Source organism: Desulfofundulus salinus, from assembly GCF_003627965.1.
Classification (GTDB): Bacteria; Bacillota; Desulfotomaculia; order Desulfotomaculales; family Desulfovirgulaceae; genus Desulfofundulus; species Desulfofundulus salinus.
On the sequence record NZ_RBWE01000001.1, the window covers coordinates 492,279 to 519,009 of the forward strand.

20 protein-coding genes are annotated in these 26,731 nt (G+C 55.0%); all 20 read left to right on the forward strand.

Translation table 11 applies throughout. The features are described from left to right. Window positions 1-56 precede the first annotated feature (56 nt). The 20 genes from D7024_RS02595 (at window position 57) to D7024_RS02690 (ending at window position 26,493) form a co-directional block, all read left to right on the forward strand. Entirely contained in the window at window positions 57-1,355 is a 1,299-nt protein-coding gene (locus D7024_RS02595; RefSeq protein WP_121450396.1) for a phenylacetate--CoA ligase family protein, read from the forward strand. 37 nt (window positions 1,356-1,392) lie between these two features. Further along, window positions 1,393-1,824: an ACT domain-containing protein gene (locus D7024_RS02600; RefSeq protein ID WP_121450397.1), complete on the forward strand. Its 432-nt coding sequence runs from the start codon at window positions 1,393-1,395 to the stop codon at window positions 1,822-1,824. A 127-nt stretch (window positions 1,825-1,951) separates the two neighbouring features. Beyond that, the gene (locus D7024_RS02605; RefSeq protein WP_121450398.1) at window positions 1,952-2,698 is read left to right on the forward strand and encodes an HTH domain-containing protein; all 747 of its coding nucleotides are present in this window, start codon (window positions 1,952-1,954) and stop codon (window positions 2,696-2,698) included. 251 nt (window positions 2,699-2,949) lie between these two features. Further along, window positions 2,950-3,462: an NADH-quinone oxidoreductase subunit NuoE gene (nuoE, locus tag D7024_RS02610; RefSeq protein WP_121450399.1), complete on the forward strand. Its 513-nt coding sequence runs from the start codon at window positions 2,950-2,952 to the stop codon at window positions 3,460-3,462. Then, the gene (nuoF, locus tag D7024_RS02615; RefSeq protein WP_121450400.1) at window positions 3,455-5,335 is read left to right on the forward strand and encodes an NADH-quinone oxidoreductase subunit NuoF; all 1,881 of its coding nucleotides are present in this window, start codon (window positions 3,455-3,457) and stop codon (window positions 5,333-5,335) included. The genes nuoE (D7024_RS02610) and nuoF (D7024_RS02615) overlap by 8 nt, the downstream gene beginning before the upstream one ends. A gap of 29 nt (window positions 5,336-5,364) precedes the next feature. Beyond that, entirely contained in the window at window positions 5,365-7,389 is a 2,025-nt protein-coding gene (locus D7024_RS02620) for a [FeFe] hydrogenase, group A (RefSeq protein WP_121450401.1), read from the forward strand. Window positions 7,390-7,807: 418 nt separating this feature from the next. Further along, the gene (locus D7024_RS02625; protein ID WP_121450402.1) at window positions 7,808-9,535 is read left to right on the forward strand and encodes a [Fe-Fe] hydrogenase large subunit C-terminal domain-containing protein; all 1,728 of its coding nucleotides are present in this window, start codon (window positions 7,808-7,810) and stop codon (window positions 9,533-9,535) included. Window positions 9,536-9,608: 73 nt separating this feature from the next. After that, window positions 9,609-10,739 (forward strand): SpoIIE family protein phosphatase, encoded by a 1,131-nt coding sequence (locus D7024_RS02630; RefSeq protein ID WP_121450403.1) that lies wholly within the window; start codon window positions 9,609-9,611, stop codon window positions 10,737-10,739. 256 nt (window positions 10,740-10,995) lie between these two features. Then, window positions 10,996-12,018 (forward strand): YeiH family protein, encoded by a 1,023-nt coding sequence (locus D7024_RS02635; RefSeq protein WP_121450404.1) that lies wholly within the window; start codon window positions 10,996-10,998, stop codon window positions 12,016-12,018. Between the two features lie 17 nt (window positions 12,019-12,035). Next, complete coding sequence (locus tag D7024_RS02640; RefSeq protein ID WP_121450405.1) at window positions 12,036-12,530, forward strand: universal stress protein; 495 nt, start codon at window positions 12,036-12,038, stop codon at window positions 12,528-12,530. Between the two features lie 8 nt (window positions 12,531-12,538). Next, window positions 12,539-13,438 carry a selenium metabolism-associated LysR family transcriptional regulator gene (locus tag D7024_RS02645; protein ID WP_121450406.1) on the forward strand — a complete coding sequence of 300 codons (900 nt, stop codon included), beginning with the start codon at window positions 12,539-12,541 and terminating at the stop codon, window positions 13,436-13,438. A 243-nt stretch (window positions 13,439-13,681) separates the two neighbouring features. Continuing rightward, entirely contained in the window at window positions 13,682-14,794 is a 1,113-nt protein-coding gene (locus tag D7024_RS02650) for a cache domain-containing protein (protein WP_121450407.1), read from the forward strand. A 358-nt stretch (window positions 14,795-15,152) separates the two neighbouring features. Next, complete coding sequence (locus D7024_RS02655) at window positions 15,153-15,986, forward strand: formate/nitrite transporter family protein (RefSeq protein WP_121450408.1); 834 nt, start codon at window positions 15,153-15,155, stop codon at window positions 15,984-15,986. 173 nt (window positions 15,987-16,159) lie between these two features. Then, complete coding sequence (locus D7024_RS02660; protein WP_121450409.1) at window positions 16,160-16,735, forward strand: 5-formyltetrahydrofolate cyclo-ligase; 576 nt, start codon at window positions 16,160-16,162, stop codon at window positions 16,733-16,735. A 95-nt stretch (window positions 16,736-16,830) separates the two neighbouring features. After that, the gene (nuoE, locus tag D7024_RS02665; protein WP_121450410.1) at window positions 16,831-17,316 is read left to right on the forward strand and encodes an NADH-quinone oxidoreductase subunit NuoE; all 486 of its coding nucleotides are present in this window, start codon (window positions 16,831-16,833) and stop codon (window positions 17,314-17,316) included. Between the two features lie 19 nt (window positions 17,317-17,335). Next, entirely contained in the window at window positions 17,336-19,288 is a 1,953-nt protein-coding gene (gene nuoF, locus D7024_RS02670; RefSeq protein ID WP_121450411.1) for an NADH-quinone oxidoreductase subunit NuoF, read from the forward strand. A gap of 60 nt (window positions 19,289-19,348) precedes the next feature. After that, window positions 19,349-20,281, forward strand: coding sequence for an NADH-quinone oxidoreductase subunit G (locus D7024_RS02675; RefSeq protein WP_121450412.1), 933 nt, complete (start codon window positions 19,349-19,351; stop codon window positions 20,279-20,281). Between the two features lie 99 nt (window positions 20,282-20,380). Continuing rightward, entirely contained in the window at window positions 20,381-23,068 is a 2,688-nt protein-coding gene (fdhF, locus tag D7024_RS02680) for a formate dehydrogenase subunit alpha (protein ID WP_207666881.1), read from the forward strand. Window positions 23,069-23,203: 135 nt separating this feature from the next. Continuing rightward, a complete protein-coding gene (locus tag D7024_RS02685; protein ID WP_121450414.1) occupies window positions 23,204-24,940 on the forward strand; it encodes a sigma 54-interacting transcriptional regulator in 1,737 nt (578 codons plus the stop codon). Window positions 24,941-25,197: 257 nt separating this feature from the next. Continuing rightward, a complete protein-coding gene (locus D7024_RS02690; protein WP_121450415.1) occupies window positions 25,198-26,493 on the forward strand; it encodes a Glu/Leu/Phe/Val family dehydrogenase in 1,296 nt (431 codons plus the stop codon). Window positions 26,494-26,731 lie beyond the last annotated feature (238 nt).

The following is a 26,731-nucleotide window of genomic DNA, read 5'->3' on the forward strand; positions in this document are numbered from 1 at the left end:
GTGGTTGTTGAAGTATTCTTTAAATAATGAGTTTATAGTAAAGGAGCAGTGAGCTTGTGTACTGGGATCGCGAGCATGAGACCATGTCCCGGGAACAGCTTCGGGCGCTGCAACTGGAGCGCCTGCAGCTAACCATTGAGCGTGTTTACCGCAACGTACCCTTTTACCGCCAAAGGTTTACCGAAATGGGTATCAAACCCTCGTCCATCCGTTCTTTAGAGGACCTGCGGCGACTGCCCTTCACCACCAAACAGGATTTGCGCGATAACTATCCCTTTGGCTTGTTTGCCGTACCCATGAGCGATGTGGTCCGCGTGCACGCTTCTTCAGGCACCACGGGCAAGCCCACCGTGGTGGGATATACCAGAAACGATATCAACACCTGGGCGGAATTGATCGCCCGTTCACTGGTCTGTGCCGGTGCCACCAAGTTCGATGTGGTGCAGAACGCTTATGGTTACGGTTTATTTACCGGAGGATTGGGCCTGCACTTTGGTGCGGAACGCCTGGGGGCAACGGTGGTCCCCGTTTCCGGGGGCAACACCCAGCGACAGCTCATGCTCATGCAGGACTTCGGTACCACCATCCTCACCTGCACGCCGTCCTATGCCCTGTACATGGCCGAAGAAGGGCAAAAAATGGGGCTGGATTTTAAGAAGCTGCCTTTGAAGGCCGGCATCTTTGGTGCCGAGCCCTGGTCGGAGCGCATGCGCCGGCAGCTGGAGGAGAAACTGGACCTCATGGCGCTGGATATTTATGGCCTGTCCGAAATCATGGGGCCTGGTGTGGCCATGGAGTGTCCCGCCAAGCAGGGGATGCATATCTTCGAGGATCACTTTATCCCCGAAATCATTAACCCCGACACGGGGGAGGTACTACCTCCCGGGGAAGAGGGGGAACTGGTGATCACGACCATCACGAAAGAGGCTTTCCCCCTCATCCGCTATCGCACCCGGGATATCACCCGCATTGACCCGGAGCCGTGCTCCTGCGGCCGTACCCATGTGCGCATAAAACGGATTACCGGCCGCAGCGACGACATGCTAATCATCCGCGGGGTTAACGTGTTCCCCTCCCAGGTGGAAAGCGTGCTCCTGGAATTCGGCGAAACTGAGCCCCACTACCTGCTGGTGGTGGACCGCAAGGCCAACCTGGACTACCTGGAAATATGGGTGGAAGTGGCGGAGCACATGTTCAGCGATACGGTGCGCAAGCTGGAAGACCTGGAACAACGCCTGCGGGAGCGGATCGAAAGCATTCTGGGTATTTCCGCCAGGGTGAAGCTGGTGGAGCCAAACACCATCCCGAGAAGTGAAGGCAAGGCGAAACGGGTAGTCGACCGGCGGCAGATATAAGCGGTATAATTCAAAGAAGGGAAAGGGGGGTTCTCCCATGAAAGTCAAACAAATCTCCATCTTCCTGGAAAACAAATCGGGGCGTTTGGCCCAGGTGACCAGGGTACTGGGAGACAACGGCATCAACATCCGCGCCCTGGCCATAGCCGATACCACCGACTTTGGCATTTTGCGCCTCATTGTCAACGACCCGGACCGGGCTTACCGGGTTCTCAAGGAGGCCGGTTTTACCGTCAGCGCCACCGATGTCATTGCCGTGGAAGTGGTTGATGAGCCCGGCGGCCTGGCCATGGTGCTGGCGGTGTTGCAGGAAGCAAACCTGAACATCGAGTACCTGTACGCCTTCTTGCAGAAGGCTTCCAAGGCCGCCCTGGTGGTGTTCCGGGTGGAACAGCTGGACGACGCCATTGCCGCCCTGCAGGCAAAGGGTATCCGTATCCTGAGCGGGGAAGAGGTATACGCTTTGTAAAAAAAATAGCCCGGCTTGCGCCAACAGCCGGGTTTGCTTTTGCAAATTATCTGTGCCTTTACTGGTATAGGGTAGTGGGGGCAAATAAACGCCCTTTTTCTTTGCAGCCAGGGGAGTGGACAGAACCATGCGCTTTTCAAGGTACGATATGATCTTCATCTTTGCCCTGCTGGTTGCTGCTGGAGCCGGCCTGGCTACGCTGTATAACCTGGTGATTATCGAAATGCTGGCGTCCGGCAACACCCGGCATGTTAGCGGGGCCATACATTATGCTTTGTGGCTTAACCTGGCCTTTTGGGGATTGTCGGTGGTGCTTGGCGCCGCCGGCCTGCGGTTTTATTTGCGGCAAAGACAACCCCAGGATGACACCGTGCATAATGATGTGGGAGAACGCTTCACCGAAAGGGTTGCACCGCCCTGTACCGAACAAATGACGGAGCTGGTCCGGACGGTAAAGGAGGCTTTAGAGGTTATCCAACCACTGATACTGCAGCTTATCGCCGGGCAGGAAACGGCCGCGGGTACAACCACTGCCGGTCCTCCGGTTTCACCGCCAAAGGAGCAGTTAAGGTCCTCCGAGGGCAGGACGGCAGAGCCGTTGGGTGAAGAAGACTGCGAGCAGGAATTCTGGCCGGACTTCCCCAAAGGGCTCAATAAGGTGACTTTAAAGCAGGTTTTATCATATCTGGAGGAACATAACGAAACGGGGGTTTCTTCAGAGGAAATAGCCACAGGGGTGGGTATTTCCCGGGTTACCGTAAGGCGGTACATGGATTACCTGGAGCAGATTGGTTATGTTAAGGTGGAGTTGAGATATGGCACGGTGGGGAGACCTTTAAAAATATACACCCTTGCTAATTTGTTTAGTTCCTGACAGTAAACTGTCGAAAAACATCGAAAAGAAAAAACCCGGGGCGCTGTTGTCCCGCCGGAGCCACGGAGGGACAGCAGCCGCCCACAGGAAATCTTTGCTGACCTTAAAAACCCCTTGTGGTTTTTTTCTTTTTTTAAGAGATTTATGTACTTTATGATGTTTATTTAGCTTTCATTGTCGTATGCGGAAAAATCATTAAAATTTGAATCGGTAAAGTCTAAAACTTTTGAAGAATTGGAGGGGGTTTGTATATGGAGGGAACGGGCAGAAAGTTTGAAAAGTTGCAGGAGATTGTTGCCCGTCATGAAGGCAAGGTGTCGCATTTAATTGCCATCCTGCAGGAAGTGCAGCATGAATACCGCTACTTACCCGAAGAGGTATTGACCTATATTGCCACGGCTTTAAATATTCCGCCGGCAGTGGTCTACGGTGTGGCCACCTTTTACGCCCAGTTTTCCCTGGTGCCCAAGGGTAAATATGTGATCCGGGTTTGTGACGGCACGGCCTGTCACGTGCGGGGTTCGGAACCGATCCATTTTGCCCTGCGTAAGGAACTGGGGCTTGCGGAAGGCCAGCAAACAACCGATGACCTGCAGTTCACCGTGGAAACGGTCTCCTGCCTGGGGGCCTGCGGACTGGCCCCGGTGGTAACCATTAACGACCAGGAAGTGCATGGACAGATGACACCTGAAGATGTTTTAAGGGTGTTACGGGCTATAAAAGCGGGGGAAAGCCAGGAAGAACGGAGGGAAGCCCATGCTTAAATCAAGGCAGGATTTGAAGGCGCTCACAGAGCGGGCCAGGGAGGCCCTGAAAAAAGAGAAGTTGCGTATTTTAATCTGTGCCGGTACCGGTTGTGTGGCAAACGGCTCCCTGAGCGTATACGAAGCCTTCCGGGAGGAACTGGTCAAAAGAGGTTTACCTTATAAAGTAGAGCTGGTGCAAGAGGTGGAACACCCGGCAACCGCTTTAAATATCAGCGGCTGTCACGGGTTTTGCCAGATGGGCCCACTGGTGCGTTTTGAGCCGCAAGGAGTGCTCTATTTAAAGGTAAAGAAAGAGGACGTCCCGGAGATCATCGAAGAGCACATTTTGCACAACCGGCTGGTGAAAAGGTTGCTCTATTATCATCCAGTTACCGGCCAGGTGGTGGCCCGGGAAGAGGACATTCCCTTTTACCAGAATCAGGTGCGGGTGGCTCTGGAATTGTGTGGCCTGGTTAACCCGGAGGATATCAATGATTATCTGGCCCATGGCGGTTATCAGGCCCTGGAAAAAGTCCTTTTTGAAATGACTCCGGATGACGTAATTAAGGAAGTCCTGGATTCAGGGCTACGCGGCCGGGGCGGGGCCGGTTTCCCCACCGGCCGGAAGTGGGCTTTTGCCCGGTCTGCCACGGGGGACAAAAAATATGTCATTTGTAACGGCGATGAAGGGGACCCGGGAGCCTTTATGGATCGCAGCGTGATGGAAGGTGCTCCCCACCGGGTGCTGGAAGGGATGATGATTGCCGGTTACGCTATCGGTGCGGACGAAGGGTACATTTACGTCCGGGCCGAATACCCACTGGCGGTAAAACGGTTGAAAAAGGCCGTGGCTGATGCCGAAGCTCTTGGCTTTTTGGGCGATAACATCCTGGGCAGCGGATTCGCTTTTCGCATCCACATTAAAGAGGGTGCCGGCGCCTTTGTCTGCGGCGAGGAAACGGCTTTGATTGCCTCCATTGAAGGTCAGCGCGGTATGCCCCGTCCCCGTCCTCCTTTCCCGGCCCAGAGCGGCTTGTGGGGTTGTCCCACCATCATCAATAATGTAGAAACCCTGGTCAACGTGGCTCCCATTATCACCCGGGGAGCAGGTTGGTTCAAGCAGTACGGCACTCCCACCAGCCCCGGTACCAAAACCTTTGCCCTGGCCGGTCAGGTGGCCCATACCGGTCTGGTGGAAGTGCCCATGGGCATTACCCTGCGGGAAGTGGTTTTTAACATCGGCGGTGGGCTGCGGGAAGGCAAGAAGTTCAAGGCGGTGCAAATCGGAGGGCCTTCCGGAGGTTGCCTGACCGAAGAGCACCTGGACCTGCCCCTGGATTTTGACTCCCTGCAAAAGGTAGGGGCGATGATCGGTTCGGGCGGCATGGTGGTCATCGGGCAGGACAGCTGTATGGTCGAAGTGGCCAGGTTCTTCATGACCTTCGTTCAAAATGAGTCCTGCGGCAAATGTGTGCCCTGCCGGGAAGGGACCAGGCGGATGCTGGAGCTCTTGACCAAAATAACCCAGGGTAAGGCCACGGAGGAAGACCTGTTCCTGCTGGAGGAGCTGGCGCTGGTGGTCAAAGACGGTGCCCTGTGCGGCCTGGGCAAAACCGCTCCCAATCCCGTGCTGACCACGCTGCGCTATTTCCGTGATGAATACGAAGCCCATGTGCGGGAGAAAAAATGTCCGGCGGGAGTCTGCAAGGCGCTGCTCAGTTACTTTATTGACCAGGAAAAATGTAGGGGCTGCGGTTTGTGTGCTAAGAACTGTCCGGTGGAAGCCATCAGCGGTGAGAAAAAACAGCCCCACACCATTGATCTGGTTAAATGCATTAAGTGCGGCACCTGCTTGGAGAAATGCAAGTTCGGCGCCGTTTACACCGCCTAATATCATGGTGAAAGGAAGTGCCAACGGGTATGTCTACAGGGAAAGTTACCGTAGATGGTCATGTGGTGGAAATAAATGATGCCAGGAACATCCTGGAAGTAGTGCGCCGGGCCGGTATCAAACTGCCTACCTTTTGCTACCACTCGGAATTGAGCGTTTACGGCGCCTGCCGCATGTGCATGGTGGAAGTGGAGGGGCGGGGGCTGGTGGCCTCCTGTTCAACTCCTCCAGCCGACGGCATGGTTATTCACACCAGCACCCCCCGCACCCGCCGGTTGCGCCGCATGATTATAGAACTGCTTCTGGCCAACCACGACCGGGAATGCACCAGCTGCGAGCGCAGCGGCAGCTGCAAACTGCAGCAACTGGCCCGGCAGATGGGGGTTACGGAGGTCCGCTTCGGTCAGCGGGATAAAAAGCTGCCGGTGGATCGTACTTCCCCGGCCCTGGTGAAGAACCCCAACAAGTGCATTCTCTGCGGCGACTGCGTGCGCATGTGCAAGGAGGTGCAGGGCCTGGGGATCTGGGACTTTGCCTTCCGGGGCGCTAAAACCCAGGTGACCACTGCTTTTGGCCTGCCCCTGGCGGAGGTGGCTTGCGTCAACTGCGGTCAGTGCGTGGCCGTCTGTCCTACCGGTGCCCTGACAGTGAAATCGGAAGTGGACAAGGTTTGGGAAGCAATCCAGGATCCCGGCAAAGTGGTGGTGGTGCAGGTGGCTCCGGCGGTCCGGGTGGCCATCGGTGAGGAGTTTGGCCTTTTGCCGGGCGAAAAGGCTACCGGCCAAATTGTGGCGGCGTTGAGAAAACTGGGCTTCGACCGGGTTTTTGACACTCTGTTTACTGCCGATATGACCACCATCGAGGAAGGCATGGAGCTGCTGGGCCGGCTGCAAAACGGCGGCAAGTTGCCCCTGTTCACCTCCTGCTGCCCGGCCTGGGTGAAATATACCGAACAGTTCCACGCCGACCTCCTGGATAATTTGTCTACCTGCCGGTCTCCCCAGCAAATGTTCGGTTCGCTGGTGAAGAAATATTACGCCCGGGAGATTGGTAAGAATCCGGCGGAAGTTGTCTGCGTGTCGGTAATGCCCTGTACGGGTAAGAAATTTGAAGCCAGACGGCCCGAATTTACCACCGGGGGCGTGCCCGATGTTGATTTCGTCCTCACTACCGTGGAACTGGCTCAGATGATTAAAGAAGCGGGAATTGTCTTTAACGAACTGGAGCCGGAAGTGTTTGACAATCCCCTGGGGATGGGTTCCGGCGCGGCAGTGATCTACGGTGCCTCGGGTGGAGTGATGGAATCGGTGGTGCGCTTCATTTCGGCCCATCTGTCTCCTGGTGATGTGAGCCGGGTGGATTTTTACCCGGTCCGGGGCATGCTGGGAATTAAGGAAGCCGAATTTACCATTGGTGGGCAAACCCTCAGGCTGGCGGTGGTAAACGGCCTGGCTAATGCGGAGAAGCTCATCAACCGCATCAAGTCGGGAGAAGCCTTCTACCACGCCGTGGAAGTAATGGCCTGTCCCGGTGGATGCCTGGGCGGTGGCGGTCAGCCTTATCCCAACAGCACCGCTTCACGGCTGGGGCGCATGAAGGGCCTTTACGCCCTGGACCGGGCGGAACAGCTGCACAGGCCCCAGGACAACATTTTTGTCACCAGAGCACTGGAACGGTGGTTTGGCGGTCCGGCCAACGCAAATACCCATCAGGCCCTGCATACCCGCTATTATCCGCGGCGGCGCATCAGCGGTAAGCCTGTGGAAGTGAACGGCCGCCGGGAAGAACATCCGGTGGAAGTGTCGGTCTGCGTCGGTACCAACTGCTATCTGAAAGGTTCCTACGATATTCTGAACAAATTCGTGGAACTGGCCCGGCAGATGGGCATCGCTGATTACGTGCAGCTGAAGGGAACCTTCTGCCTGGAGCACTGCGACCGGGGAGTGAGCATTAAGGTCAACGACGAAATCATTACCAACGTAACCCTGGATAACGCCGAAGAAGTCTTCAGGACTAAGATTGCCATCAAGGCCGAGCCGCCCTGGGTGGTTTAAGGAAGGGCGGTGCGACAAGGGACGGGGCAGGAACCCCGTCCCTTGTCGTAGAATTGACTTCAAACACGTAAATGTTCAGTAAAAACCGCTCTGTTAACTCCAAAGGCACGGCGTTGTCTAAAGCGAACGATTTTGCGGAGCGCCGGTAACAGCACCCGGTGAAGCGAGGCTGCCGGCTCGGCTCTCGAGGACGCAAGATGGACTGCCCGGAAGAAGACTTTTATGACATGTTTATTTCAACAGGTAACAACGAAGAGTGACTGGTAGCGGGCAATCCGCAGAGAGCCAGAGCCGGCCCGAAGCGAGCCGTGGTGCTGTCGGCGCGGAGCATATGAGTGAGCGGGACAACGCCGTGCCTTAATCGGGTTGACTGAACATTTACTCAAACACGTTTTCACGGTACGAGGGGGCACTTTTAGTGGGTGAACAGGCATCCTTTCCCATCACCACCGTGGCCGACCGCTGCCGGGACTGTTACCGCTGCATCCGTTCCTGCCCGGTGAAAGCCATTCGTATCGAAGCGGAAAACGACAAATTGCGTGCCCGCATTGTGGAAGACCTTTGCGTCCTTTGCGGCCGGTGTGTTTTAACCTGCCCCCAGGGAGCAAAAAAGGTTACCTCGCGCCTGGAGCGGGTGAAGGAGTTGCTTGCCTGCGGCGGCCCGGTGGTGGCCAGCGTGGCCCCTTCCTTTGCGGCCATGCTGCCCCCCGGGTATGCCCTGGCCCTGCCCGCTATGCTCAAAGCCCTGGGATTTGCCCTGGTGCAGGAAACTTCCTGGGGGGCGGAACTGGTCTGCCGGGCGCAAAAGCAATTGCCCAGAGACACATCGTACGTTTCCACTGCCTGCCCGGTGGTGGTGAACCTGGTGGAAAAATACTACCCGGAGTTAATTTCCAGGCTTGATCCCCTGGTGTCCCCCATGGTGGCCCACGGGCGGTGGATCAAACAAAACCACCCGCAGAGCAGGGTGGTCTTCATCGGACCCTGTATCGCCAAAAAAGAAGAAGCCAGGCAATTTCCCGATGCTGTTGATGAGGTGCTGGGATTTGATGAACTCTGGCAGTGGTTCAAGGAGGAAGGGCTTTCCCCCGACCGATTTTCCCCGGCGGAATTTGATCCCCCCCATCCCCATAAGGCCGTTCTATTTCCCGTGGAAGGCGGCCAGCTGCACACCTTGTCCATGAGCACCGATATGCTGGATACCCGGGTGGTGGCCATCTCGGGGCTGGTCAACTGCATTGATTTCCTTTCCCAGCTGCAGCGGGGGCAGATTGAAAACCCTCCGGCCTTTATGGAATTGCTGGCCTGCAGCGGCGGGTGTATTGCCGGCCCCCTCATGGAGACTGCCGGGGATATCTTCGTGCGCCGCCAGAGGGTTATTGAATACTTCCGGGCCAGGTCCTCCGCGGCTCCCCTCAAGGAGGACGAAGAGACCCAGCCCCTGCCCTTAAACATGCTCCGGAGGCGCTACCGGGAACGCAAGATTTACCGGCCCGAACCGCCGGCGGAAGCCATCAAGCAAATACTGGCCCAAACGGGCAAGTACACTCCCGAAGACGAATTGAACTGCGGTGCCTGCGGCTACAACTCCTGCCGGGAAAAGGCTGCGGCGGTGTACTGGGGGATGGCCGAGGTGCAGATGTGCATCCCCTACATGCGCCGCCGGGCGGAATCCATGTCCAACCTGGTGATCAATGCCATGCCCAACGGCTGTATTATTGTGAACCGGCACCTGGAGATCCTGGAGGCAAACCCGGCGGCCCGGGAGATGTTTGGCTGGCAGGGGAAAGAAATTACCGGGCGGAAGCTGGATCAACTGCTCGATGCCACCAACTTCCGCCGGGTGCTGGCCACCGGGGAACCCTTGAACGTTTTGCATACCTATGACGAACACGACCGGATCATCCGGGAAGTAATCTTTCCCCTGGAAAAAGGGGAGGTTGTGGTAGGCATCCTGGTGGACATCACCCACGAGAAGCGCCAGCAGGAAGAGTTAAGGCAAATGAAGACCCAGACCATCAAGCGGGCCCAGGAGGTCATTAACAAGCAGATGAAGGTGGCCCAGGAAATTGCCGGCCTGCTGGGGGAAACCACGGCGGAGACCAAGGTTTTGCTCAGCCAGTTAATTCGCCTGATGCAGGAGTAGTGGCTGGAGATAAGGGGGGTGAGCCGCTCTTTTCCCTCGAATAAAATCGGGGGTACTCCAGCGGCGAGTTTACATGAAAATTTCCCTTGACATTGGATGGGCTCAGCTAAATAAGGCCGGGGAAGAGCTCTGCGGCGACAGCATCGAGGTGGTTCGAAGCCGCTCTTCCACCATCGTGGTCCTCTCCGACGGTCTGGGCAGCGGGGTGAAGGCCAACATCCTCTCCTCTCTGACCACCAAAACTGCCGCCACCATGCTGCGCATGGGCGGGGAAATCGAGGAAGTCATCGAAACCCTGGTGCAGACCCTGCCCACCTGCAGGGTGCGCAAGCTGGCCTACAGCACCTTCTCCATCCTGCAGGTTATGGCCGGCGGCCGGGCTTACCTGGTGGAATACGACAACCCCAGGGCCTTCCTGGGTCACGGGGACCGGTTGAGGGAGATCAGCCGTATCCGGCGGGTGATCAATGACAAAGAGATTGCGGAAGCTTTTTTCGATTTCCGGGAAGGGGACTGGCTGGTGCTGATCAGCGACGGGGTGGTGCACGCGGGTATTGGCGGCGTTCTTAACCGGGGCTGGGGCTGGGAAGGGGTGCGCAACTTTCTCCTGGAGCTTGCCGCCAAAAGCCTGGATGCAGCAGCCTGGGCCAGGGAACTAATCCAGCGGTGCCACCAGCTTTATGCCGCCCGGCCGGGTGACGATACCAGCGTGGTGGTAGTGAAAGCCCTCGCCCCCCGTAAGGTGACGGTAATGATCGGGCCCCCCATGGACAGGTCCGCCGATGCCCTGGTGGTGGAAAAACTGGTGCGCTCGCCCGGGGTGAAGGTGGTCTGCGGGGGTAGCACGGCCAGCATTGTGGCGCGCGTTCTGGGCAGGGAAATAGAGGTGGACCTTTCCACCCGCAGCGACCGGGTGCCGCCGGTAGGCATCATTACCGGCATTGACCTGGTTACCGAAGGTACCCTGACCGTGCTTTACGCCCTGGAACACCTGCGCCAGGGTGTGCCCTTCGAAGATTTGCAGAAGGCCCGGGACGGCGCCAGCCGGCTGGCGGCCACCCTGCTCGGGGCCGATGTTATTCATTTTATTGTGGGGCTGGCCGTCAACCCGGTCGGGGATTGCGCTTACAAACACCGGACCATCGAACAATTAATCCGTTTGCTCAGGAAAAAGGGGAAGGAAGTCACAGCGGAATACCATTAAGAGGTGGAAAATAAGCTTTCGCCAGGTTTGTCATTTTAAGATACAGAAGCTGGAGGATTTTCATGGAGCACACATCGTAAGAATGTGTGCTCTTAGATTTTAACGGAAGATATTTAACTCAGTGGACCTGAATGGCCATTCTTGCCCCGTTTGCTTATAAATATTGCCTTATAAGGGTTATTATTAACCGGTATTTCCCTTATTACCCTTTCCAGTGGTAAACTTTAAAAAAAACGACAAGGGGAGATGGTCGTAAGTGAGGGTTGAAATTCTTCAGCGCAAAGCTTTTTTTCACGGTGGAATTCAAGGGCTTATTTTAACCATAGTAGTGGGGATTCTTGCTCATAATATTGCCACACTACCTTTTTTTTCTGTATCCGGACCTATGGTTATTGCAATTTTAATTGGTATCTGCTGGCGGGGCGTTATGGGGATACATAAACAAGCTAATGTAGGAATAAATTTCGCCAGTAAGAGACTTTTGCGTTATGGTATCATTTTGATGGGTGTTCGACTCAACCTCGATGCCATAGTTGCTACAGGTCCCAAAATTATTCTTCTCGATGCTGCGGTTATTTTATCGGCCATTGTTATTATTTGTTTTCTGGGACGATTATTTGCGGTAGAGGAACGAGTGGCTTTACTAACAGCGGTAGGAACAGGTGTTTGTGGAGCTGCTGCTGTAGCTGCCGTTGCGCCAACGGTTAAGGCCAGCCAGGATGAGACAGTCGTATCAGTGGCAAGTGTTGCCGTTTTAGGGACCATTGGTAGTGTTTTATATCTCTTATTACAGCCGTTTTGGGGTCTTGATGCAAGTTCTTACGGCGTTTTTGCAGGAGCAACCTTACATGAAATAGCACACGTGATAGCTGCAACCCAGTCGGCAGGAAGCTCTGCGGCTAACATGGCCCTTTTAACCAAACTCGGCCGGGTGGCCCTGCTGGTTCCCGTTATCCTGGGAATCAGCCTCTGGTTTAATTTGAAAAATGGGGAGAAAGAACAAATTAGCGGGTGGCGTAGCTTATCATTTCCCTGGTTTCTTCTGGGTTTTCTCGGGATGAGTTGCCTTAGAACCACTGGTTTAATAGCAGATGAGCTTGCTTCTTTAATCCTGCAAATTAGCAATCTTTTTTTGATTATGGCCATGGCGGGTATGGGACTTAACGTTGATATTGTAATGTTCAAACGTATGGGCTTAAAATCATTTTTCGTCGGTTTGCTCGGATCCCTGGTCATTTCGATTGCTGGATTTGCTGCTGTTCGCATTGTTCATTTTTAGGCTTTGGAGGTGTTAAAATGGTTAGCGGGCTGGCCGAGCAACTTTTAAGAGGATATCAACTGGAAGTAGCAAGTATTTCCATTAACAGGATTATTCTAGCGGTGGATGGTTCGGCTCCGGCTGTTGAAGCAACTAAATATGCCGTAGTTTTAGCCAGGTGTCACGGTGCAAAAATAACTGCAGTGTTTGTAGACTCCGACGGTGAAGAGGCCGTTGTTCCAGAAGATCAGTGGGAATACCTGGCAAAAAAGAGTAAAAGGATCCGTTATGGGCTGGCTGGCCTGGAGCTTGTTCAGAGGTACGGTAAGGCATACTGTTTAGATGTTAAGCAGCTTCTTTTAAGGGGCAATCCTGTTAAACAGATTGTAGATACTGCTGAAAAAGAAGAGGCCGACTTAATTGTTGTGGGGGATACCGGCTTAACGGGAATTAAAAGAATAGCATTGGGGAGCGTTGCAGAAGCAGTGGTTGAAGCATCAGAAATCCCCGTTCTGGTTGTTAAGGGTAGGTAGCGATCGCCATGAACTTTCACCAGTTGTATATTTTTAAGATAGTAGCTGATAAAAAGAGCTTTTCAAAGGCTGCACAGGTTCTGTTTATTTCCCAGCCGGCCATCAGTATGCAAATTAAATCCCTGGAAGATCACTTTGGCATACGGTTATTTGAGCGCAACACCCACCAGGTGAATCTAACGGAGGCCGGCCATATCCTGTATAATTATGTAGAGAAGATCTTGTCCCTGGTAGATGAAGCAGAGAAAGATATCTCTGCCCTTACAGGATGTATGAGGGGTACACTGTCCATTGGAGCAAGTTTTACTCTGGGTGAGTATGTAATTCCCCAGGTAATTGGCCGTTTTAAGAATCAGTATCCACAGGTAAAAGTGTTTCTACAGGTAACCAATACAGAGCAAATTGCGAAACGGGTATCAAAAAACATCCTGGATTTAGGACTGGTAGAGAGTCATGTAGACGATCAGGAACTGGCTGCCAGCCCTTTTTTGCAGGACGAGTTGATAGTGGTACTTCCGGCCGGGCACCCTTTAGCTGGAAAAAAGTCTATCTCGCTGGATGAATTCGTTGCGCTTCCCCTGGTGTTGCGGGAACAGGGGTCGGGTACAAGGAAAGTTACCGAAGAGCGGTTGAGGGAAGCGGGGGTAGAATTGTCTGCATTAAACGTTGTTATGGAACTGGGGAGTACCGAAGCAGTAAAAAAGGCTGTAGAAGCTGGTTTTGGAGCCAGTATCATTTCCATGTGGGCGGTTCAAAAGGAATTAAAACTATGTACACTTGTACCTGTGAGGATTAAGGAATTTTCTTTGCTTCGAAACTTTTATTTAATTTTTAAAAAAAACAGGTCCCACACATCTGTGGTAAAAGAGTTCGTTTCTTTTATAGAACAAGGTGCTTTTCTGTATTAGTTTCAGTTAAGCCAGGATGGCTTTTTGTTGATGGCGGCAAAAACTTGAAGGCCAAGGAAGTAATGGCAGAATACCGTTAGACGGGTTATAAACCTCTGTTCAGTGTATCAATTATGAAAATTAATTGCATTTGGAGGATTTTCTTTAAATGAAGTAGAATTTAAGACGGAGGTGGTTGCGGGCCGTCTTTTTTATTTCTTCAATTTCTTCTTCGTAACATCGGGTGGGGTGGTGGTACCACACATGCACTCCCTCAAACAGCAAATTACCTTACTCGTGGTTGGGGCAATTATTATCATGACCGCGGGTTTCATGCTGGCGGTTTTCTTTCAAACCCGGGCTACCGCCCTGATGGCCGCAGAAACCAAGGCCATGAGTGACCTGGCCACGGTGGAAGCACTGATCAATCTGCAGTATCCCGGCCCCTGGAGAGTTAAAGGCGGGGTGTTGTATAAAGGTGAAGTTAAAATTAACGATAACTTCGCCATTGTCGATTACGTGGAAAAGTTGACCGGTGACTCATGTACCATCTTTTTAAATGATGTACGCGTGACCACCACCGTGCGGGATGACCAGGGCAACAGGGCCGTTGGTACCCATGCTTCTAGAGAAGTAGTCCAAAAAGTGCTCGGGGCCAAACAGGAATATGTCGGTGAAGCCTACGTGGTCGGCAGGAAGTATCAGACCGCATACAAACCGATCACGGACGAAAGCGGAGAGGTAATTGGTATGCTCTACGTAGGAGCACCCCGGACCTTTTACGATACCATACTGTACGGTTCACTTAAAGTTATGGGTCTGGTGGCAGTGGTATTGACTCTGGTAATAGGCCTGGGGACCTGGGTCTTTACCCAGCGCACCATTATCGATCCCCTGCAGGAGATCATTGCAGGTACAAGACAGGTGGCCCTGGGCAGCCCGGGGCAACCTGTGGCCGTACACAGCAATAACGAGATTGGTGAACTGGCCCGGGCCTTTAACCAGATGGTGGAGGGAATGCAGGCCCTGGCCAACGAGCTGGGTAAAGTGGCCGGCTTTGCCCAGAACAACGGGCAGCTGCCCCTTGCTAAGACTGTTGCTTCCCAGGTTAATCAGCAAGAAATCAAAATTGTACCAAAACTACAGGAGGAGCTCCCCAAGGGTTTAAACAGGGTTACGCTGGAACAGGTGGTCAAGTTCCTGGAGCGGAATAAAAACAGCGGTGTATCTTCCGATGAGGTGGCCGAAGGAGTGAATCTTTCCAAGGTTACCGTGCGGCGCTATCTTGATTATTTGGAACGGTGCGGTCTTCTGGACATTGATCAGAAGTATGGTTCAGTGGGAAGGCCTATGAAAATTTACAGGCTGAAAACATAGCCCCTCCTGGTCTTTACCCGCGTTCGGGGCTTATTCAACCCCTACATAAAGGGGCTTTTTATTTTTTGGCGGATTTTTGTGCGTTTATGCGTTTATTATTTTTTATTTATTTTATTTTTTATTTATCTTTTATCTAATATTTTTAAGTTTTTGTTCACAGGTTCTGATTTTAAATTAAACATTTTTAACAAAAATTGCCCCGGGTTTAAAGGCCTTAATATAATACCTATTGACTGAATTCAAAAAATTGTTGAAGGGAAGGGTGGTGTGGAAATGGAAGCAGGCAAGCGATGACAAGGGGTTTATGGCCGCCCAACCAGATACTCCCGGTACTTTGCATTAAGGAGGTATTAAGCCAATGGCTGTTCTAAAACCGGCGGAAATTTTGGAATCCTGCGGCAATATGGGAGCCATGCGAGCCAGGACGGGGATTCCGAAGACTTTAATGCTTGCTTTTCTGGCCGGGGCATACATCGCTTTTGGCGCTTTGTTAATGGTAACCGTGGTGGCGGGCCTCCCCCAGGAAAGTTTTGGCACCCTAACAAAGTTCATTGGCGGTGCGCTCTTTCCCATCGGTTTGATTATGGTTATACTTGGTGGTGCGGACCTTTTTACCGGGGATGTGATGTACAATACCGTTGGTCTGTTCCAGGGGAAAATGGGCGCCGGTGAACTTTTCAGAAACTGGTTTTTTGCTTATGCAGGGAACTTCCTGGGGGCGATATTTGTGGTTTACCTGGCCATGTCTTCCGGGTTTCTCTCCGCCGAGCCCTGGCTTGGCTGGATCCAGAAAATTGCCGTAACGAAAACCTCTCTTACTTTTGAACAGGCTTTCTGGCGTGGTGTTGGCTGCAACTGGCTGGTTTGCATGGCCTGTTGGCTGGCCATGGCTTCGGATCATGCGGCTGGGAAAGTTTTGGGTATCTGGGTGCCCATCATGGCTTTTGTCACCATGGGGTTCGAACACAACATTGCCAACATGTTTTTCATCCCTGCCGGGATCTGGGTCGGCGCACCAGTAACCTGGATCCAGTTCTGGATCAACAATCAGTTGCCCGTTACCCTTGGCAATATCGTGGGCGGCGGGCTTTTTGTGGGGGTGATTTACGCTTTTTGTTATGGCAACCTTTCCTGGACGGTTCTTAAAAGTCGCATTTCCCTCAGAGTCAACGATAACACTGTAAAAAGATAAATGTCCTTCTTTCTTTAATTTCAAATATAGCTTGCGTTTGAGAGTCGACGGCAAACATTTTTTTAATGAAAAGGAATGTCGATACGGACAGGAACTTTGGTCGTGCCGGCGAATTGTTTTTTCATGAACTAATTAAAAATTTTTATTGAAATCTGACAGCTGGAGGATTTCTGGTGGGCAAGGGCGAATTAAGAAAAGATGTCTTAAAAGCACGGGGCAGTCTTTCTCCGGAAGAAATAGCCGAAAAAAGCGGGCGGATTTTGCGCCGCGTGCTGTCCCTGGAGGAGTTTCAAAGGGCCCGGACTCTCATGGCCTATGTTGACTTCCGCAACGAGGTGCAGACCGGCGCCCTGATCATGGAATCCATGGCCCGGGGCAAAAGGGTGGCCGTGCCGGTGACCGACGTGGCCGGCAGGCGGCTCACCCCCTCCTTGTTGCTGGAATACCCGGGGGATCTGGCGCCGGGAACCTGGGGCATCCTGGAACCCCGTCCTGAACGCCTGCGCCCCCTTGAGCCGGAGGAACTGGATCTGGTGGTGGTGCCGGGGGTGGCCTTTGATCTCAAGGGCAACCGGCTGGGTTACGGCGGCGGCTTTTATGACCGCTTCCTGCCCCGCACCAGGCCGGATACTGTTTGGCTGGCCCTGGCCTTTGAGTTGCAGATCCGCCCGCAGGTTTATGCCGGCCCCCACGATTGCCCGGTGCACATTCTGGTTACCGAGGAGCGGGTTGTTTACACCCGCTGGTAAAGCCTGTGCACCCGTAATGCGCAGGCTGTTGGCTGTATTAGTAAGCGGGTTTATTTACACCTGCAAGGGAGAGCAATGGGAGGAGGGAAATTCTGGTGAGCTGTCAATGTGGATGTCAGGATGAAGCGGCCAAAAGAGAAGCCCTGGAGAAGGTTTTTGAGCAGTACCGGGGCACTAAAGGGGCGCTCATCCCGCTGTTGCAGGAAGCTCAGGAGATTTACGGGTACCTGCCCGGGGAAGTGATGCAAAGGATAGCCGCCGAGCTGAAAGTTCCCTTCAGCAAGGTCTTCGGGGTGGCCACCTTTTACGCCCAGTTTCACTTAAAACCCCGGGGGCGGAATATTATCAGAATCTGCCAGGGTACGGCCTGCCACGTGCGGGGTGCGGCCCGGGTATTTGAATCGGTATCGGAGAAGCTTGGCGTGGGCAGAAACGAGACCACCGCCGACCTGCGCTACACCCTGGAGACGGTGGCCTGCCTGGGTGCCTGCGGCCTGGCGCCGGTGATGATGGTTAACGACGATACCCACGGCCGTCTGACCCCGGAGCGGGCGGCTGAAGTTCTCGAGCAGTACGAATAGAAAGGGGGCGGCGAAAGAAATGAAGTCATTAATGGATAAATGCTGTGAAAAGTGTTTCCATTCCCCGGCCAGCCCCTGCAAAGACTATATCAAATGCCGCCGGCAGGGGCCCCTGTGCCACGAGGATGAAAGCTGCCGGGCCAAATACAGGGCATTTCTGGAGGATATCCACCTGCCTGAAGACAGCCCCAGGCGGCAGATTCTCATTTGCGCCGGTACCGGCTGCACCTCCTCCGGTTCCCGCAAACTGGTGGATGCCCTGGTGGAAGAGCTGCAAAAGCAGGGTTTGCGGGATAAAGTATCGGTCAAGATCACCGGCTGCCACGGTTTTTGCGAACAGGGTCCCTTAATGATCGTGGAACCCCAGAAGGTTTTCTACACCCGGGTGCAGGTAGAGGATATTCATGAGATTGTGGCCAGCCATCTGGTGGGAGGCCAGGTGGTTGACCGCCTGCTCTACGTAGATCCCGCTACCGGTGAAAAATCCCTCACCTACGAGACCGTTCCCTTCTACGCCAAGCAAAAGCGTCTGGTGCTTGCCAACTGCGGGCACATCAATCCCGAAGAAATTGCCGACTATGTGGCCAATGACGGTTATCTGGCCCTGACCAGGGCACTGTTTGAAATGACCCCCGAGCAGGTAATTGAAGAAGTCAAGATCTCCGGCCTGCGGGGCAGGGGCGGCGCCGGTTTTCCCACCGGGATGAAGTGGAGCTTTGTCCGTGCCGCGGAAGGGGACAAGAAGTATGTAGTCTGCAACGCCGACGAAGGGGACCCGGGAGCCTTTATGGACCGCAGCGTCCTGGAGGGCGACCCCCACGCGGTGCTGGAAGGGATGCTGATCTGCGGCTATGCCGTTGGCGCCGATGAAGGCTACATTTACGTGCGGGCCGAATATCCCCTGGCCATTCACCGGCTCAAGATAGCCATTGCCCAGGCCGAGGAATGCGGCCTTTTAGGGGACAACATCCTCAATTCCGGGTTCAACTTCCGCATCAAGATCAAGGCCGGGGCAGGGGCCTTTGTTTGCGGCGAAGAGACCGCCCTTTTGACTTCCATTGAAGGCAACCGGGGCATGCCGCGGCCGAGACCGCCTTTCCCGGCGCAAAAAGGTTTATGGGGCAAGCCCACCAATATCAACAACGTAGAAACCTTTGCCAACGTGCCCCTGATCATCCGCAACGGCGGCGCCTGGTATGCCGCCATGGGCACGGAAAAGAGCAAGGGCACCAAGATTTTCGCCCTGACCGGCAAGGTGAATAACACCGGCCTGGTGGAAGTGCCCATGGGCATTACCATGCGGGAGATCATCTTTGGCGTGGGCGGCGGCATCCGGGACGGCAAGAAGTTCAAGGCCGTGCAGATCGGCGGACCCTCCGGCGGCTGCCTGCCCGAGGAACAGCTGGACCTGCCCATCGACTATGAATCCCTCACCTCTGCAGGGGCCATCATGGGTTCCGGCGGCCTGGTGGTCATGGATGAAACCACCTGCATGGTGGATGTGGCCCGGTTCTTCTTAAACTTCACCCAGGCCGAATCCTGCGGCAAATGCACCCCCTGCCGGGAAGGCACCAAGCGCATGCTGGAAATCCTCACCCGCATCTGCGAAGGCCAGGGTAAGGAGGAGGACATCGAGACCCTGGAGCGGCTGGCCCGGGTGGTTAAAAACACGGCCCTGTGCGGCCTGGGACAGACCTGCCCCAACCCGATCCTGTCCACATTGCGCTACTTCCGGGACGAATACGAAGCCCATATCAGGGGTAAACGCTGCCCGGCTCGCGTCTGCCAGGCGCTTTTGGTGTACACCATTAATGCCGAAAAGTGCACCGGCTGCGGCAGCTGTGCCCGCGCCTGTCCGGCCGGAGCCATCAGCGGCGAAAAGAAACAGCCCCACGTCATCGATATTTCCCGGTGCATCAAGTGCGGCAACTGCATGCAGAAGTGCAAGTTCGGCGCTGTGGAAAAGGCGTAAGCAAGCGCTGGCCGTTGGGGTGATACCATAAGGGAACGGTTAAAGGGGGGAAAGTTTTCAGTGGCCAATGTCACTTTAACCATAGACGGGAAAAAGGTGACCGTACCGGCCGGCACCACCGTGCTGGATGCGGCCCGGTCGGCGGGAATTTTCATCCCCACCCTGTGCCACGACCCACTTCTTCCTGGTTGGGGAGCCTGCCGGCTGTGCGTGGTGGAAATACCGGGTATGCGCAACCTGCCGGCCTCCTGCGTGACTACCGTGGCCGAGGGGATGGTGGTCCACACCGCCTCGGAAGCGGTAATTGAGGCGCGGCGTACCATTATCGATTTGCTGCTGGCCAACCACCCCCAGGACTGCCTGACCTGCGAAAAAAACGGCGACTGCCGTTTGCAGGATTATGCTTTCATGTACGGGGTTCGACAGACCAGCTTTCACGGCGAGAGGAAAAATTACCCCCTGGATGATTCCAACCCCTACATCATCAGGGATCAAAATAAGTGCATCCTGTGCGGCAAGTGCGTGCGCACCTGCCAGGCCGTGCCCGGGCGCAGCGTGATTGACTTCGGCTACCGGGGCTTTAACACCAGGGTGGTTACGGCCATGGACGTACCCCTGGGCGAGTCGGATTGTGTTTATTGCGCCCGCTGCGTGGCCGTCTGCCCGGTAGGGGCGTTGACCTACAAGCCCATGGCCGGGAAAGGGCGCACCTGGGAAATGCAAAAGGAACCCGTCACCTGCACTTTTTGTGAAAGCGGCTGTACCTTTGAGCTGAACATCAAAGACGGGAAAGTGATCGGCATTACAGCAAAAGAACCTGGCCCCGGCCGGCCCCTGTGCCTCAAAGGCCGCCTGGGCCTGGAGCTGCTCTACGTGGAAGAACCAATGACCCCCATGCTGAAAAAGGACGGCCGGTTTGTCCCTGTTTCCTGGGCTGAAGCCCTGGGATTGGAGGGCGTCGTGGCCAGGATGAAGGAAGTGGAAGGTAAGTAGACACCCATGGCGCTTTCGGCGCCACCACAGAGGTACGGCGCTGTTCTGAGTGAGGATGATAACAGTGATAAGAAATCATGCCGAAAGGGGGTACCTAAATTGGCGGAAGTCACCTTAACCATAGACGGGAAGCAGGTGACCGTACCGGCCGGCACCACCGTGCTGGATGCGGCCCGGTCCGCGGGAATTTTCATTCCCACCCTGTGCCACGATCCGGAACTCACCCCGTGGGGCGGCTGCCGCCTGTGCGTGGTGGAAATAGAAGGCATGCGCAACCTGCCGGCTTCCTGCGTCACCACTGTCACCAGCGGCATGGTGGTGCATACCGCCTCGCAGGCGGTAGTGGAAGCCCGGAAAACCATCATTGAGTTGCTTTTGGCCAACCACCCCATGGACTGCCTGACCTGCGGGCGAAACGGCGACTGCCGCCTGCAGGATTACGCCTACATGTACGGCGTCCGGGAGGCCGGTTTTGTTGGGGAGCGCCACAGTTACCCCATTGAAGATGATAACCCCTTCATAGTGCGGGACTTGAATAAATGTATCTTGTGCGGCAAGTGCGTGCGGGCCTGCGCCGAAATCCAGGGCAAAAACGTAGTGGATTTTGCCTACCGGGGTTTCAACACCAGGGTTACCCCGGCCATGGACAGTACCCTGGCCGGTTCCGACTGCGTTTTTTGCGGCAACTGTGTGGCCGTCTGCCCGGTGGGGGCCCTGCAGGAAAAGGGCCTGCGTGCGGCAGCCCGCACCTGGGAAGTCAAGAAGGTGCGGACCACCTGCCCCTACTGCGGCACCGGTTGCACCTTTGATCTCAATGTAAAGGACGGCCGGGTGGTGGGGGTAACATCCTGTGACGGTGAAGTCAACGGGCGGGCCCTGTGCGTGAAAGGCCGTTTTGGTTACGGCTTTATTCACCACCCCGACCGCCTCACCAGGCCCCTCATCAAGAGAAACGGCGTTTTTGAGGAGGCCACCTGGGAAGAAGCCATCAATTTGGTGGCCGAAAGGCTGGGGGCAATTAAAAAAGAATACGGTTCCGGCGCACTGGGAGTCCTGAGCTCGGCCCGGTGCACCAACGAAGAAAACTACTTGATGAGCAAGTTCACCAGGGCCGTACTGGGGACCAACAACATCGACCACTGTGCCCGTCTCTGACACGCGCCTACTGTCGCCGGTCTGGCGGCAGCCTTTGGCAGTGGTGCCATGACCAACCCCATCGATGATATTGGGGGAGCCGACTTTATCCTGGCCATAGGGACCAACACCACCGAGTCGCACCCAATTATCGGCCTTCAGGTGAAAAAGGCCGTGCGCAACGGCGCCACCCTGGTGGTGGTGGACCCCCGCAGGACAGAGGTGGCCGGTCTGGCCCACCATCACCTGCAGTTGAAGTCGGGCACGGACATCGCCCTTTTAAACGCCCTGGCCAATGTGATTATTTCCGAGGGCCTGGTAAACAAGGAATTTGTGGACACCCGTACCGAGGGGTTTGAAGCCCTGAAAGAGGCGGTGGCCAAATACACCCCCGAATATGTGGCGGAAATTACCGGTATCAGCCCCGATGTGATCCGGGAAGTGGCCCGGGGTTACGCCACGGCCAGAAACGCCACCATTCTTTATACCATGGGCCTCACCCAGCACATCTGCGGCACCGACAACGTCCTTGCCGTGGCCAACCTGGCCATGCTCTGCGGGCACATCGGCAAGCCCCACAGCGGCGTGAATCCCCTGCGGGGGCAGAACAACGTCCAGGGAGCCTGCGACATAGGCGCCCTGCCCAACGTCCTCACAGGTTACCAGAGCGTTACCCTGGAGGAAGTGCGGGCCAGGTTTGCCGCGGCCTGGGGGGTAGACGAGCTGCCGGCCACGCCCGGGCTTACCGTGGGCGAAATGATCGAAGCCGCCGCCCGGGGAGAAATCAAGGGGATGTACATCATGGGCGAGAACCCCGTGCTCTCCGACCCCGATGCGGACCACGTAGTTCACGCTTTAGAAAAGCTGGACTTTTTGGTGGTGCAGGACATCTTCCTTACCGAGACTGCCCGCCTGGCCGATGTGGTTTTGCCCGCAGCCAGTTTTGCGGAGAAGGACGGCACCTTTACCAACACCGAGCGGCGGGTGCAGCGGGTGCGCAAGGCCATTGAGCCCGTAGGGGAAGCCAAACCCGACTGGCAGATCATCTGCCTGGTGGCTACGGCCATGGGTTATCCCATGCAGTACGGTTCGCCGGCGGAAATCATGGAGGAGATTGCCCGCCTCACCCCCTCCTACGGCGGCATTTCCTACCAGCGCCTGGAGAGCGGCAGCCTGGTCTGGCCCTGTCCCGCCCCCGATCACCCGGGAACGCCCATCCTGCACGCGGGCAAGTTTGCCCGGGGGTTGGGCAAGTTCCACCCGGTAGAATACGTTCCCCCGGCCGAGCTGCCGGACGAAGAATATCCGCTCATCCTGAATACGGGGCGGCGGCACTTCCACTACCATACCGGGACCATGACCCTGCGTACCGGGGCCCTGGAGGAGTACTACGGCCGGGAGCACCTGGAGATCAATCCCGCCGACGCCCGGACCCTGGGCATTGCCGACGGCGACCGGGTGCGGGTTATCTCCCGCCGGGGACAGGTGGAAGTAACCGCCCGGGTTGTGGATACCGTGCCGCCCGGGGTGGTCTTTACCTCCTTCCACTTCCCGGAGGTGGCCATCAACAAGCTGACCAACACGGCCCGGGACCCGGTGGCCAGAATACCGGAGTTAAAAGTCTGCGCCGTGCGGGTGGAGAAGATCGCCTGAGAGCATTTAAATAGGGGACCCAGCTTTCACCAGGGCTGGGTCCTGTTTATCACGGACTTGTAAAAAGGTGCGCCGGTCACAAGTCACTGGCTTACGGCCGGCGCACCGCTTAGTTCGTCCAGGGGAGGGATTCATCTGAGGGAGGTATTTGCATTACTTGATCCCGTACCCGTGGGGTTGTTGCTGGTTGATGCCGGGGGAAGGGTGGAGTTTTTGAACCGGGTCGCCGAAGACCTCCTGGGTGTAGAAAGAAGTGCGGCTGCGGGGAGGCAACTTGGCGACGTATTACCTGCCGTCCTGGTGGAGCAGTTATGGCCGCAGGACGGTTCGCCTTTAGGCAGGAAGGTGGAAATAAACGGCCGGAAGGTGGCCGTGCAGGTCAACCCGCTGGTGGGGGAAGAGGGCGCCGGCGGGACGATGCTGGTTTTACAGGACATTTCCCTGTGCGAATCCTTGAGGGAAGCCAAGGAAGAGCTGGAAGCCATCTTTAACTCTTCTTACGACGAAATTTACGTTGTCGACGGCGAGGGCTACACCCGCAGGGTCAACAAAATTGGAGAAAGCTACTACGGGGTGGAAGTGGAAAAGATAATAGGCAAACATTACAGCGAAATGGAGGAGGAGGGTTATTTCAACCCATCCGTTTCGCGCCGGGTTTTTGAGGAAAGACGGCGGGTGACCATGGTCCAGCATACGAAGACGGGCAAGACTCTCATCGTTACAGGAAATCCGGTCTTTGACGATTCGGGCAGGATCACCCGTATAGTGGTCAACTCCCGGGATGTTTCCGAGCTGATCAATTTAAAGCAGCGCCTGGAAGACACCGAACAGCTGGTGGACAACTACCGCCGGCTGGTGATGTACCTGCGGCAGGAAAAGCTGGAAAACACAGAAATTATTGCGGCCAGCCCTCAAATGAAACAGGTCCTGGACCTGGTGGACCGGGTGGCCCAGGTGGATTCCACCATCCTGATTACCGGCGAATCCGGTGTGGGCAAGGGCGTTATTGCTTCCCGCATTCACAAGTTGAGCAGGCGGCATAAAGGTCCCTTTATCACCATCAACTGTGGAGCCATACCCGAGAACCTGCTGGAATCGGAGCTGTTCGGCTATGAGCCCGGGGCCTTCACCGGGGCCAGGCGTGAGGGGAAAAGGGGCCTAATTGAAATGGGTGACGGGGGAACCGTTTTTCTGGATGAGGTGGCGGATCTGCCTTTGAACCTGCAGGTCAAGCTGTTGCAGGTAATCCAGGAAAAAAAGTTAATGCGTGTCGGGGGAAGCCAGCAAATCGCGGTGAATGTGAGATTTATCGCCGCCACCAACCGCGATATTCAGAAGATGGTCAGGGAAGGATTGTTCCGGGAGGATCTTTACTACCGGTTGAATGTAGTCCCGGTCACCATTCCTCCCCTGCGGTATCGCAAAGAAGATATTGTGCCCTTGATTGAGCATTTCGTCAATAAGTTTAATCTGAAATATGACATGAATAAACATTTTTCACCGGAAGTCCTGGACGTACTGGTGAAATACCACTGGCCCGGTAATATAAGGGAAGTGGAAAACCTGGTGGAGCGGTTGATGGTTACCACCGACAGCAACCTTATTGAGACGGTGCATATTCCCGATTATATTATCAACTCCAGCGGCGAGCTTCCCGGCAGGGTATATGTGCTGGGGATATGCCCCTTGAAACAGGCCGTCGACGAGGTGGAAAGGCAGTTAATTATGCTGGCGTCACAGCGTTGCAAAACCACCTACGAAATGGCCAGCGCCCTGCAGGTCAACCAGTCAACCATTGTCAGGAAGATCCAGAAGTACCGCGTGTACCCCACGGGGAGCAAACAAAAGAAGCTCATGAAAAACACAAAATAATGCAATTGCGCATCATATATAATCCTGTGTTGCATTATCAAAAAGGGACAGAGTGCAGAGAAGTGCCCGGTATCCCGGTTTTGTGTTAATTTGGGAAAATGCATATTTGCATCCATTCATTTATAGTAAAAATTACAGAAGTCTTAAAAATGTTGCGCCAATTAAGATTATTAAGCCTGGCATGCTTCTTGCGCCCTTAAAGGGTAAAGCCTCCGGAGGGAAAGCTTCCGGGGCAAACCCTTAAGGGGAGTGATTTGATGAGCAAGCGGTTGAACAGTTTTGAACTGGCATGTAACCACGTCCTGTCGGCGGTGAAAAGGCTCAACCTCAACCCGGCGGTTTACGAAATTCTGCGCAACCCGGAGCGGGTACTGACGGCGGCCATACCGGTGAAAATGGATGACGGCAGCATCAAGGTTTTTACCGGCTACCGGGTGCAGCACTGCAGTGTACTGGGTCCTTTTAAGGGGGGAATAAGATTTCACCCGGATGTGGATATGGGCGAGGTGAAAGCCCTCGCCCTGTGGATGACCATGAAGTGCGCCGTACTGGGGCTGCCCTACGGCGGCGCCAAGGGTGGAGTGACCTGTGACCCCAGGGAAATGTCCCTCGATGAACTGGAAAGGCTGAGCCGGGGTTACATCAAGGCCATGTACCCGTTGCTGGGCCGGGAAAAGGACATTCCTGCCCCGGACGTTTACACCAACGCCCGGGTGATGACCTGGATGATGGATGAGTTTTCGGAGATCAAAGGGTATAACGAGTTTGGGGTTATTACCGGCAAGCCGCCGGTGGTAGGCGGATCCCTCGGGCGGGAAGAGGCCACGGCCAGGGGTTGTGTCATTGCCGTGCGGGAAGCGGCCGCGGCGCTGGGGATCAGCTTAAACGGCGCTGCCGTTGCCGTGCAGGGTTTTGGCAACGTAGGGAGCATTGCCGCCAGGCTGTTGCACGAAATGGGCTGCCGCATTATTGCCGTATCCGACTCTTCCGGCGGCATTTACAACCCCAGGGGGCTCGACCCGGTGGCGGTGCTTCAATTCAAGAAGAATACGGGAACCGTGAAGGGGTATCCGGGCAGCCGTCCCATCAGCAACGAGGAGTTGCTGGCCTTAAGCTGTGACATTCTCATCCCGGCGGCCCTGGAAAACCAGATTACCGAGCAAAACGCCCGCAATATTAAAGCCCGGATTATCGGCGAGGGGGCCAACGGCCCTACCACTCCCGGCGCAGACCGGATCTTGAATGAGAAAAAGATTTTTGTAATTCCCGATATTCTGGCCAATGCCGGCGGCGTAACCGTTTCCTACTTCGAGTGGGCACAGAATAATACCGGTTACTACTGGTCTGAAGAAGAAGTGAACCGCCGCCTGGAGGAAAAAATGGTGGCCGCCTTTAAAGAAGTTTATCAAATGTACAGGGCCCATAAGGATCTGAATATGAGGGATTGTGCGTACCTGGTGGCCGTGCAGCGCCTGAGCGAGGCCATGTGGCTGCGGGGATGGCTGGGCAAGGGTGCCGAATATAGTGATCAGAGGGAAGCTGTTCTGGCGTAAGAATCTTGAAAACCCGAGTCTGTTTGTTAGCTCGGGTTTTTTAGTTAAAACTAATGCGCTATGGCAATAATCAATGCCAATATGCATTAGCCAGGCTGGTGCGGTTTCGGGAGAAAAAACGAACCGTTCTTTTAATCCTTAATGCGGATGCGCATTTCTAATGTTTTTGTAAAATCACAAAAAGACAATAATTTGCCCAATTTCGCTATTTTGAACCGGGAATAGGGTTTGCAAGACC

What these genes read in the sequence shown, in the direction of transcription:
- D7024_RS02655 (WP_121450408.1), top strand. Translation starts at nt 15,153, where the DNA reads ATGGCTGTTCTAAAACCGGCGGAAATTTTGGAATCCTGCGGCAATATG.
- nuoF (WP_121450411.1), top strand. Translation starts at nt 17,336, where the DNA reads ATGAAGTCATTAATGGATAAATGCTGTGAAAAGTGTTTCCATTCCCCG.
- D7024_RS02600 (WP_121450397.1), top strand. Translation starts at nt 1,393, where the DNA reads ATGAAAGTCAAACAAATCTCCATCTTCCTGGAAAACAAATCGGGGCGT.
- D7024_RS02605 (WP_121450398.1), top strand. Translation starts at nt 1,952, where the DNA reads ATGCGCTTTTCAAGGTACGATATGATCTTCATCTTTGCCCTGCTGGTT.
- nuoF (WP_121450400.1), top strand. Translation starts at nt 3,455, where the DNA reads ATGCTTAAATCAAGGCAGGATTTGAAGGCGCTCACAGAGCGGGCCAGG.
- D7024_RS02630 (WP_121450403.1), top strand. Translation starts at nt 9,609, where the DNA reads ATGAAAATTTCCCTTGACATTGGATGGGCTCAGCTAAATAAGGCCGGG.
- D7024_RS02620 (WP_121450401.1), top strand. Translation starts at nt 5,365, where the DNA reads ATGTCTACAGGGAAAGTTACCGTAGATGGTCATGTGGTGGAAATAAAT.
- D7024_RS02640 (WP_121450405.1), top strand. Translation starts at nt 12,036, where the DNA reads ATGGTTAGCGGGCTGGCCGAGCAACTTTTAAGAGGATATCAACTGGAA.
- D7024_RS02645 (WP_121450406.1), top strand. Translation starts at nt 12,539, where the DNA reads ATGAACTTTCACCAGTTGTATATTTTTAAGATAGTAGCTGATAAAAAG.
- D7024_RS02690 (WP_121450415.1), top strand. Translation starts at nt 25,198, where the DNA reads ATGAGCAAGCGGTTGAACAGTTTTGAACTGGCATGTAACCACGTCCTG.
- D7024_RS02650 (WP_121450407.1), top strand. Translation starts at nt 13,682, where the DNA reads ATGCACTCCCTCAAACAGCAAATTACCTTACTCGTGGTTGGGGCAATT.
- nuoE (WP_121450399.1), top strand. Translation starts at nt 2,950, where the DNA reads ATGGAGGGAACGGGCAGAAAGTTTGAAAAGTTGCAGGAGATTGTTGCC.